The organism is Bartonella sp. AC130YNZD, assembly GCF_042196865.1.
Classification (GTDB): domain Bacteria; phylum Pseudomonadota; class Alphaproteobacteria; order Rhizobiales; family Rhizobiaceae; genus Bartonella.
This window is the reverse complement of the sequence record NZ_JBHIQZ010000035.1, coordinates 1-8,914: the sequence shown is the minus strand read 5'-3', so window position 1 is coordinate 8,914 and position 8,914 is coordinate 1. Positions and strand designations below refer to the sequence as shown.

At 42.0% G+C, this 8,914-nt stretch carries 15 protein-coding genes; 13 read left to right on the top strand and 2 right to left on the bottom strand.

Annotation, left to right across the window (positions count from 1 at the left end):
* The 7 genes from ACFINU_RS08530 to ACFINU_RS08500 all read left to right on the top strand — a co-directional run.
* The coding region (locus ACFINU_RS08530; RefSeq protein WP_375667561.1) for a hypothetical protein at window positions 1-276 on the top strand (276 nt) is incomplete at its 5' end.
* Window positions 273-641, top strand: coding sequence for a head decoration protein (locus ACFINU_RS08525; protein WP_375607153.1), 369 nt, complete (start codon window positions 273-275; stop codon window positions 639-641). The genes ACFINU_RS08530 and ACFINU_RS08525, both read left to right, overlap by 4 nt.
* 12 nt (window positions 642-653) lie before the next feature.
* Window positions 654-1,730, top strand: coding sequence for a major capsid protein (locus tag ACFINU_RS08520; protein ID WP_375618771.1), 1,077 nt, complete (start codon window positions 654-656; stop codon window positions 1,728-1,730).
* Window position 1,731: 1 nt separating this feature from the next.
* The gene (locus tag ACFINU_RS08515) at window positions 1,732-2,088 is read left to right on the top strand and encodes a hypothetical protein (RefSeq protein ID WP_375618772.1); all 357 of its coding nucleotides are present in this window, start codon (window positions 1,732-1,734) and stop codon (window positions 2,086-2,088) included.
* 333 nt (window positions 2,089-2,421) lie between these two features.
* Window positions 2,422-3,024: an antA/AntB antirepressor family protein gene (locus tag ACFINU_RS08510; protein WP_375618773.1), complete on the top strand. Its 603-nt coding sequence runs from the start codon at window positions 2,422-2,424 to the stop codon at window positions 3,022-3,024.
* A gap of 251 nt (window positions 3,025-3,275) precedes the next feature.
* Window positions 3,276-3,995, top strand: a complete 720-nt coding sequence (locus ACFINU_RS08505) for a phage antirepressor KilAC domain-containing protein (protein ID WP_375618774.1) — start codon at window positions 3,276-3,278, stop codon at window positions 3,993-3,995.
* Window positions 3,992-4,270, top strand: a complete 279-nt coding sequence (locus ACFINU_RS08500) for a hypothetical protein (protein WP_375618775.1) — start codon at window positions 3,992-3,994, stop codon at window positions 4,268-4,270. The genes ACFINU_RS08505 and ACFINU_RS08500 overlap by 4 nt, the downstream gene beginning before the upstream one ends.
* 44 nt (window positions 4,271-4,314) lie before the next feature.
* Here ACFINU_RS08500 and ACFINU_RS08495 read toward each other — a convergent pair whose 3' ends face one another.
* Entirely contained in the window at window positions 4,315-4,611 is a 297-nt protein-coding gene (locus ACFINU_RS08495; RefSeq protein WP_100129256.1) for a HigA family addiction module antitoxin, read from the bottom strand.
* A 16-nt stretch (window positions 4,612-4,627) separates the two neighbouring features.
* The gene (locus tag ACFINU_RS08490) at window positions 4,628-4,942 is read right to left on the bottom strand and encodes a type II toxin-antitoxin system RelE/ParE family toxin (protein WP_375618776.1); all 315 of its coding nucleotides are present in this window, start codon (window positions 4,940-4,942) and stop codon (window positions 4,628-4,630) included.
* Between the two features lie 52 nt (window positions 4,943-4,994).
* On the opposite strand from ACFINU_RS08490, the gene ACFINU_RS08485 reads away from it, so the two are divergent.
* The 6 genes from ACFINU_RS08485 to ACFINU_RS08460 form a co-directional block, all read left to right on the top strand.
* Window positions 4,995-5,543, top strand: coding sequence for a hypothetical protein (locus ACFINU_RS08485; RefSeq protein WP_375667563.1), 549 nt, complete (start codon window positions 4,995-4,997; stop codon window positions 5,541-5,543).
* Entirely contained in the window at window positions 5,524-6,213 is a 690-nt protein-coding gene (locus ACFINU_RS08480) for a phage baseplate assembly protein V (protein WP_375618777.1), read from the top strand. The genes ACFINU_RS08485 and ACFINU_RS08480 overlap by 20 nt, the downstream gene beginning before the upstream one ends.
* Window positions 6,210-6,551 carry a GPW/gp25 family protein gene (locus tag ACFINU_RS08475; RefSeq protein WP_041581347.1) on the top strand — a complete coding sequence of 114 codons (342 nt, stop codon included), beginning with the start codon at window positions 6,210-6,212 and terminating at the stop codon, window positions 6,549-6,551. Before ACFINU_RS08480 ends, ACFINU_RS08475 begins: the two co-directional genes overlap by 4 nt.
* Window positions 6,548-7,375 carry a baseplate J/gp47 family protein gene (locus ACFINU_RS08470; protein WP_375618778.1) on the top strand — a complete coding sequence of 276 codons (828 nt, stop codon included), beginning with the start codon at window positions 6,548-6,550 and terminating at the stop codon, window positions 7,373-7,375. Before ACFINU_RS08475 ends, ACFINU_RS08470 begins: the two co-directional genes overlap by 4 nt.
* Window positions 7,375-8,481: a phage tail protein gene (locus ACFINU_RS08465; RefSeq protein WP_375618779.1), complete on the top strand. Its 1,107-nt coding sequence runs from the start codon at window positions 7,375-7,377 to the stop codon at window positions 8,479-8,481. Before ACFINU_RS08470 ends, ACFINU_RS08465 begins: the two co-directional genes overlap by 1 nt.
* 1 nt (window position 8,482) lies before the next feature.
* Window positions 8,483-8,914 (top strand): DUF4815 domain-containing protein (locus ACFINU_RS08460; RefSeq protein ID WP_375618780.1); only part of this gene is annotated, 432 nt, incomplete at its 3' end.

Here is an 8,914-nt window from a genome sequence, read left to right as displayed (position 1 = left end):
CAGGAAAACATAAAAGCTGCTCTTGAAAAAGAAAGAAAGCGCGCAAAAGCACTAACAACCCTTGAAAGGCAAGCAAAACACTTAGGCGTTTCTTTTGACGCAGCAAAAGCTATTCAAAACGGTATGAGTGTTGAGAAAGCACGCCAGTGTGTGTTGACGGCTGCTAGCTCTCAAAGCGCGTCTTTAAAAGTCTCGCCTTATACCCCTCACAGTGATGGAACGAGCAAGGCAAAAATTCATACAAAATGGGAAACAGCTTGGAGGGCAATAAAATGAATAATATTATTTATGAAGACGTACGCAATGGCGCTTATCTTGGACCCTACGATACGGATATGTCAAACGAAGAAGTGGTTTTTGCATCAGGAGCCTTCATTGAAGCGGGAACTGTCATGGGGAAAATTACAGCATCAGAAAAATATGCCCCCCTTAATCCAGCAGCATCAGATGGCAGCCAAATCCCTGCTGGAATTTCTTTTGCCACTGTTGATGCCTCTCAAGCCGATCAACGTGCCGTAATGACAGCACGCTTATGCACTGTAAAAGCTTCTGAATTGCTATGGCCAGATGCCATTACAGATGAACAAAAAAGTGCTGCCATTCAGTCTCTCGAAGACCATAACAATATTTTATTGCGATAGGAGAATGCGCACATGGATATGAACTTTTTTAAACACGACGCTTTCTCTGCCACCACCATGATGAAAGCGATTGAAAACTATGAGTTTCAACCGGGACTTATTAGTTCTCTTGATCTTTTTGAGGAAGTGGAAACAAGCACCACAGTGGTTGGTATTGAAAGACGTGACAATACATTGTCCTTGATTCAAACCAGTGAACGTGGTGCCCCCTTGGCAGAAGGGGATAGAGATGGACGTAATCTTCGGTTTTTCAAAACAACACGCATTGCCAAAAGTGACACGGTGAAATCAGAGGAAATCCAAAACCGGCGTGAATTTGGGACAGAAGATCAACTCGAGACAGCAATGAAATATATTGCCAGAAAACAAAAGAAACTGATTTCTGAAATCGAATTGACATGGGAAAACATGCAACTTGGCGCTGTTCAAGGGGTGGTTTTTGATGCCGATGGCTCTGTTATTGTCGATTGGTACAAGGAATGGGAAATCGCACCACCAAAGCCGATTGACTTTAAATTAAATAATGAGACAACCAATGTTGCGGACCATGTTGATCAAGTCATTATGAGGATGATTGAAGCTTCAAAAGGAGCATTTTCTGATCGTTCACGCATTATTGGGCTTTGTGGAAATGAATTTTTCTCCAAATTGAAAAACCATAAAACAATTCGTGAGACTTATCTCAACACAGCGCTTGCTCAAACTTTAAATAGTGCTGGAGGTGTTGCAACACCAAGTTCGATTGGCTCTGGGAGTTTTGGTAGTTTTGACTTTGCGGGTGTGACTTTCATTAATTACCGGAGTATTCACAACTATAATGTGAGTGCGAAGGCTGGAACAAAGCGCGCCATAGGCATTAAGCCGGATGAATGTCAATTCTTGCCTGCCAATGCACCAGGCGTGTTTCAAAAAACCTTTTCTCCTGGAGAAAGTTTGGATTTTGCCAACACGGTTGGAAAACCACTCTACACCATGCTGATCGTTGATCACGACCGTAATGCATGGGTAAAACCGGAGGTATACAGCTATCCGCTTTATATTTGCACACGTCCTGAAATGCTCTTTAAAGCGGTCAGTGGAGGAAAATAACATGCGATGGCACGGGTTGCTAAACCAAATGATTCAAGACGTGCGCAACACCTTTGGGCAACCCGTCATCTACACGCGAAAGGATAATCAACAATCGTTTCAAATTACAGCGATTTACACCATTAAACATTCGGAATCGGAGGCTGGTGGCAGAATCCCCACGACAATTCCAAGAAAGGAACTTGACCTTTGTATTAATGATATCGGGGGAATGCCACCAAAACCTCAAGATAGTATTGTGATCATCTCACCTGAAAACAACAAAGCCCCCTCTTCTCAAGAGCATTTCGTGGTCACAGATGTCCAAGCCTCAGAATCCGGTATGTATAAGCTTATCTTGCGAGAACAGAAACAATAAAGCACCTTTGTCTAGCAAGCTGTTTTGATTATTGTTATAAAAATATTACGTTCCCACTTGACAATGTGGCGACAATATGAATAATCGAATCAGGTGCCTGAAAAACACTTTAAATACACAGCGGATAGATTGCCGAAACAATCTCTTCTCCGCCAATTAAAAACTTTGACTCGTTATATGTTACACGCATATAATGGCTTTGTCGGGTGTGGCTGTGCCATAAAATACCCTTTTGGGAAAAGCATAGCGACGGACTGTGTACCGTGTTTTTCAGCACCCGGCGCTCTTCATAGAGTGTCAATGAAAAACCTTTAAGCACATAGGAGCCAAATCATGGCACAATATTTAATCGACATACATCAAACCAGTATTGATGGCGATATCGTTCAGACAGTAAATGCACGTGAATTGCATAGTTTTTTAGAAGTAGGTAAAAAATTTGCGGACTGGATTACTGAACGTATCAACAAATATAATTTGGTAGAAAATCAAGACTTTGTTTGCTTCCCTATTTTGGGAAGCAAAGGCAGGGGTGGTCACAATCGTAAAGATTATCATCTGACTTTAAGCGTAGCCAAAGAGCTCTCTATGCTTGAAAATAATAAGAAAGGTAGAGAAGCTCGTTTATACTTTATCGAATGTGAAAGACGGTTAAAACAAGTAGCAACACCACAGATAGCCGCTCCACAAGTTGATTATTCCAAACCCGAAGCATTACTTGGCGTCTTGAACCATTTACAAAGTCAAATTGAGCAGAAAGATCATGTTATTGCAGAATTAGCACCAAAAGCAGAGGCACTTGAGGGTCTAAAACGCTCTGATGGTTTGTTTGGTCTTATCGAAGCAGCAAAGATGTTGGAAGTGCGACCAAAGGATTTAACTAATTACTTTTATAAAAACATTACATTGCCACTTGACAATGTAGCAACAATATGAATAATCGAATCAGGTGCCTAAGAAACACTTTAAATACACAGCGGATAGATTGCCGAAACAATCTCTTCTCTGCCAATTAAAAACTTTGACTCGTTATATGTTACACGCATATAATGGCTTTGTCGGGTGTGGCTGTGCCATAAAATACCCTTTTGGGAAAAGCATAGCGACGGACTGTGTACCGTGTTTCTTAGCACCCGGCATTCCTCTGGAATGTCAATAAGAAACTTCTAACTACACAGGAGTTCATCATGAACACACTTATAGAAATTAGAGAAAGCACTGCTAATAGTGTTAGCACTCAGACTATGTCCAGTCGTGAGATTGCTGAATTATGTGGTAAAGAACATCGGAATGTTATGCGGGATATTCGGCAAATACTCACTGAGCTCAAAATTGAGCTGAGTGAATTTGCAGGATTCTACAGAGATTCAACAGGTCGTACTCTTCCTTGCTATAACCTACCTAAACGTGAGTGTTTAATTCTTGTTTCGGGTTACAGCACTGCTTTACGAGCAAAGATTATTGACCGTTGGCAAGAATTAGAAAGACAAGTAGCAACACCACAAGTTGACTATTCGAAACCCGAAGCATTGCTTGGCGTCTTGAATCACTTACAAAGTCAAATAGAACAGAAAGACCATGTTATTGCCGAATTGTCTCCAAAAGCAGAGGCTTTAGAAGGTTTAAAGCGCTCTGATGGGTTGTTTGGTCTTATCGAAGCAGCAAAAATGTTAGAAGTACGACCAAAGGATTTAACCGATTACTTGCGTAAACATGATTGGGTTTACCGGCGGGCTCCGGGGGCGCCTCTGTTACCTTATCAAGACAAAATTAAGAAAGGATTCATGGATTGCCCTGCTATCACTATTCAAAGACCGGATGGTACAGAAAAGGTACTCCCTTCCACAAAAATTACATCCAGAGGATTAGCATGTTTAAGAGAGCAAATCCATGGAGGTGTGCAATGAAGATAGATACCAACTTCTTATGTGATTTATGGATAGCATTATCTCAATTTTCTAGACATGAAAATATGAATGACAAAGATTGTACAGCTCTGGTTGACACTATGAGTGTCATAGAAAAAGCTTTGATTTTAAAACTTCAGGATGAGATGCCAAGTATACTTAAAATCTTAACAGTTCTAACAGATTTTGGAGCTTCAGAATTACCGCATAGCATGGATTCTTTGTTGCGCGCTTATGAACCAAATTTCGAGAACCCCATTAGAAAAGTTGCTTAAGTAAAAACAGAAATCGCCTCCCCGTTCTCAAGGTGGGGAGGTGGTTAAGTTCTACATTCAAACTTATTAATTTTGGCAAATTCATCTGCTTTTTCGGCTTGTAAAATATGAACATCATAAGCAGCTTGCATATTAAGCCAGAACTCAGCTGTCGTATCAAAAAAAGAAGCCAGTCTGAGAGCGGTATCAGGAGTTATTGGGCTATTTTCCGCAACAATACGTTCTATCCTCGTGCGTGGAACATTCAATGCTTTTGCAAGAGCATAAGCAGACAGAGCATATTCTTTTAAATATTCCTCCCGTAAAATTTCTCCTGGATGTATTGCAATATAATTTTTCATCTCGACCTCCTATAGATCAATGATAATCTACAATTTCAACTTCATAGGCACCATTAGAACGCCATTCAAAACAAAGACGAAACTGGTTATTAATACGAATAGAATATTGACCTTTATGCTCTCCTTTCAATGCTTCTAAATGATTTCCTGGAGGACTGCGTAAATCTTTAAGATCAACTGCTTTATCGAGCATAAACAATTTTCTTTGTGCTATGCGTACCAATGTTGCAGGAAAACCTTTAGGCGTCTTGCCTTCTAAAAGATCTTTACACCGCTTATCCGCAAAAGATTCAATCACCAAATCACCTCTATTCGTTCTTTTATGTATCATAACATGATACTAGTTTTAAGAAAAGGATAAATATTGAATGACAGAAACATTTATGCATCCCCGCGAGACGATAAGAGAAACATTTGTTGCGTTGATAAAGGCGGCAAAAACAGTGGCTGGTGACAATGTTTTCAATATGCGTGATTTCAATTTATTTATTGAAACAATGCCAGCTATTAATATCTCAACGCAAAATGAAACCATTGAAGATGGACATGATTTTGGCTTAAGGCGGCGTGTTTTAACGGTGGATGTTGAATGCTATGCAACATGTGAAGAGGGTGCACGCTTTGTTGACCAATTAGCATGGGAAGTTGAAGAGATTTTCTATGCCAACCCCAATCTTAACAACACCGTTGAGACATGCCGCCTGCAAAATATTGCTTTTGCCTTTGGCGATAATGGCGCCCTAGCGCTCCATGGTGCAATTTTAACCTTTGAAGTCATTTATGTGACCAATATCCCCAACATGGATGAAGAAGAAGGCAGTGTAACAGCAAGAATCGTTGAACCTTTCTTAAGCTTTGAACCAGAAACAGGCGTGAGAAATAAAGATAAATACCATAAAATTGAAGGTGGACATGTTAGAGCGGCGCGATAAAGAAATCACAGATCTAAAGAGACGTGTGGCCAATATGGTTGTGGTGGGAACAATTAGCCATGTCGACCATAAAAACGCACGCTATCGGATAAAAAGTGGCAATCTTGTCAGTGACTGGATTCCAGACACACAAGCCCGCGCCGGTAAAACACGCTCTTATGAAGGGCGCGATGTTGGAGAGCAAGTGATTGTTGTTTCATCATCAGGGGATTTATCGCAAGGGATGATTGTGGGTTCCATTCATACCGATGCGAACCAAGCAGCCGATAAGGGCAGCATTCACCGAACGATATACCCTGATGGAACCAGCCTTGAATATGACGATGAACAAAACACCTATGCCCTCAATATAAAATCGGGTGGAAAATTTATTCTGACAATCTCTGATGGCGTGTCACTCAAAGGAGATGCTGGTAAGCTAGAGCTTAGCGCACCGGAGAGCATACAAATCACTTCAGAACGTGATCTGAATTTAAAGGCAAAGGGCAACATTTCTATAAAAGCAGAGGGGAACATTTCACTCAATTCGCAGGAAAATGTTTCTCTTTATTCAAGCAATGAGGTTTCCATTCATTCAAGTGGACTAAAACATAACAGCACCAATGTAGGAGCAACCCATGTTCATGGAGGTGTTTATTCTGGTGGTTCCATGACAGGAGGTCCCAATTGAACAGTGGAATGGACCGTACAACAGGAAAGCCATTAACCGGCATTGATCATTTACGCCAATCAATCCTTGATATTTTGTCAACGCGGATTGGTTCGCGTGTAATGCGTCGTGATTATGGTTCACGTGTTGCAGAACTCATTGATGCTCCAGTGAATAATGCTTTTGCTGTTGCTCTTTATGCTGCTGTTGCTGAGGCTTTAGACAAGTGGGAACCGCGTTTTAAATTGAAAAAAATTGATTTTAAATGGAGTGAGGCTGGACAAGTTTCTTTATCCTTTGAAGGCATTTATTTGCCATCCGGCAAGCCCATTACCATGGAAGGATTATTGATAAAATGAATGGAGTGCTTGCAAAACCGGAAATTATTACAGAACTTTCTTTTGAGGAAATCCGCGCTGCGGCTCTTGCTCATTTAAAAAAGCTTTTGCCTGAATATACCATTCTTGAAAGTGATCCAGCCGTAAAAGTTATTGAGGCTTTTAGCTATCGAGAATTGCTTTTAAGACAGCGTATTAATGAGGCAGCACGCAACAACATTCTTGATTTTGCAATCGGTGAATCTCTTGATGCCTTAGGAAACTGGCATGGTATTGCCCGCATGGAAGGAGAAAGTGACGAGAGATATCGTGAACGCATACAGCTTCATGCCCGTGGAGGAAACGGAAGTGGAACAGAACCCTATTACAAGCTTATCGCCTTAACAGCCGATAGTCGAGTGAAAGATGCCATTATCTATCGTAAAGGCAAAGACCCAACCATCTATGTTGCTCTTTTTGGTAATAATGAAGAAGGAACAGCCTCTGAAGATCTCTTACAAACAGTTTCACAAGCTCTTCACAGAAAAAATATCATCATGACCAATGATACGATTATTGTGCATGCTGCTGTTAAAAAAGTGCTGGACTTAGAAGCAGATGTTTGGCTGTTACCGGAAACATCTTTGAAAATTCTCACGACAATGGAGGCAAATTTAAGAGCAGCATGGAGACAAGAACAAGCCATTGGTCGTGAATTAAGCCTCTCGTGGTGGGTTTCAAAACTGATGATCCCTGGTGTCCAAAAAGTGATTGCCATTACACCCACAAAGGACAGTGCAGTTTGTGATGAAGAAATCTTATCGATTGGCAAAATCACCTTAAACTTCAAAGGGCGTGCACGCTAATGGTTGGTTCCCTCCTCCCCTCACATGCAACAGAATTTGAAAAACGCCTTGCCGATGCTTGCAACTTTCATCAAGATGTTGATGGAGCTGTTTTGGGGATTTCACGTGCAAAACTGATCACACGCCCTCCCCGCTTTTTGCCATGGTTGATTGAAGAATATGGACTTGGTGAACTCACACCTTATGTTCCAAACCTCTATGATTTGATTGACCAAGGACTTGCATGGCAGCGGATACGCGGGTCTGTTATGGCAATAGAGATGGGGTTGAGATGGTTAGAGATTACAGCCCGCTTTATACCCGCATGGTCTGGGCGTGCATGGTGGAATTCCTTTCAACTTTACTTTGACAGTCTCCCTAAACAAAGCAGCCTTGAAGCCATTGAAGCAATCACAGATCTCTCCAAAAGTTTGCGCTCTGATTTTCGTCGTGGTGTTGCGGGGTATGATGTGCAAGCTTTGGAAGCCAATATGTCACGCCTTGATCACAGCATGCTGGACTTCGAGAGTGGCGTGCGCTTAACAGCTGGAGACACACTGTTTTCCTTTGGACGCACAACAGAAATCAAGCATACCCTCACAAAAGAAGAAGGCAAGCTTATTGGCAATTGGATAGATGACTTTGACGAGGAGTTAAGCTGGAACCAAATTGATTACCCTTGGGATTTGGCAAATTTTCCTTGGTGTTCAGTTAAAAAACATGAACGCGACATACTCATGGCAGAGTGGTTTAGCAACCGTACACTTTATCTCGTGTTAAGAGACGCAAACAATGCTCTGATTGGGTATCGAAGATGCAACATTGTCCAGCCTATTGAACAAGCTATTGAGGGCGCCTACAGCCATTGTGGCAACAGATTTAATCCTTCCCCAACTGGCACTATGCTGTTTCTTGCAGCCCGCACAGATTTTGAGGATGTTGAGGACAAACAAGCCGCCTCTGTTTCCCTCCTCGTTCATGGCTCTCTCGCAGAACAGACACCCCCTGGTAAACTTTGGTTAGGATTTGGTGAACTGCGTGGCGGTGTAGAAATTCTCAAAACACCCGTCAACATTCCTTTGCGTGCGGATGTTCGCGAACAATTCAAGATTTTATTGAGGTTTTAACATGAAACATGAAAGTGGCTTACCCTTTGCAATTGATAGATCGGTTGGCAAAGATGAACAACAAAGCGTTGTATTTTATGGCAGGCGCTCTTTTCTTCAAGGTGGTGAACTCAATGAAATACAAACCATCATCAGGGGGCGTCATGACCGTTTGGGGCGCCTTGTGGCACAAGAAGGAGACCGCGTTGAACGGGCTGATGCCTTTGTCAACAAAGACACAAAGACCGTTACCTTAACGGAGGGCAAGATTTATATCGCAGGCGATATTTTCCCCGTTGCACCTGCTGTACTTAACAATGTAGCCATGATTGGGCGCTTGGAAATTGGTGTGAAGCTACAAAAGAAATGGATAACTCATGAGGATGATCCAGAGCTGTTGGGGCAAGTTGCCGGCAGTTTGGCAGAAGGAGAGCCCGGAGCGGCACGCGAAGTC

Excerpts from the sequence above, each read along its gene's own strand:
- ACFINU_RS08500 (WP_375618775.1), top strand. The coding sequence starts at position 3,992 with ATGAAGATAGATACCAACTTCTTATGTGATTTATGGATAGCATTATCT.
- ACFINU_RS08520 (WP_375618771.1), top strand. The coding sequence starts at position 654 with ATGGATATGAACTTTTTTAAACACGACGCTTTCTCTGCCACCACCATG.
- ACFINU_RS08465 (WP_375618779.1), top strand. The coding sequence starts at position 7,375 with ATGGTTGGTTCCCTCCTCCCCTCACATGCAACAGAATTTGAAAAACGC.
- ACFINU_RS08510 (WP_375618773.1), top strand. The coding sequence starts at position 2,422 with ATGGCACAATATTTAATCGACATACATCAAACCAGTATTGATGGCGAT.
- ACFINU_RS08480 (WP_375618777.1), top strand. The coding sequence starts at position 5,524 with ATGTTAGAGCGGCGCGATAAAGAAATCACAGATCTAAAGAGACGTGTG.
- ACFINU_RS08490 (WP_375618776.1), bottom strand. The coding sequence starts at position 4,942 with ATGATACATAAAAGAACGAATAGAGGTGATTTGGTGATTGAATCTTTT.
- ACFINU_RS08495 (WP_100129256.1), bottom strand. The coding sequence starts at position 4,611 with ATGAAAAATTATATTGCAATACATCCAGGAGAAATTTTACGGGAGGAA.
- ACFINU_RS08525 (WP_375607153.1), top strand. The coding sequence starts at position 273 with ATGAATAATATTATTTATGAAGACGTACGCAATGGCGCTTATCTTGGA.
- ACFINU_RS08485 (WP_375667563.1), top strand. The coding sequence starts at position 4,995 with ATGCATCCCCGCGAGACGATAAGAGAAACATTTGTTGCGTTGATAAAG.
- ACFINU_RS08515 (WP_375618772.1), top strand. The coding sequence starts at position 1,732 with ATGCGATGGCACGGGTTGCTAAACCAAATGATTCAAGACGTGCGCAAC.
- ACFINU_RS08470 (WP_375618778.1), top strand. The coding sequence starts at position 6,548 with ATGAATGGAGTGCTTGCAAAACCGGAAATTATTACAGAACTTTCTTTT.
- ACFINU_RS08505 (WP_375618774.1), top strand. The coding sequence starts at position 3,276 with ATGAACACACTTATAGAAATTAGAGAAAGCACTGCTAATAGTGTTAGC.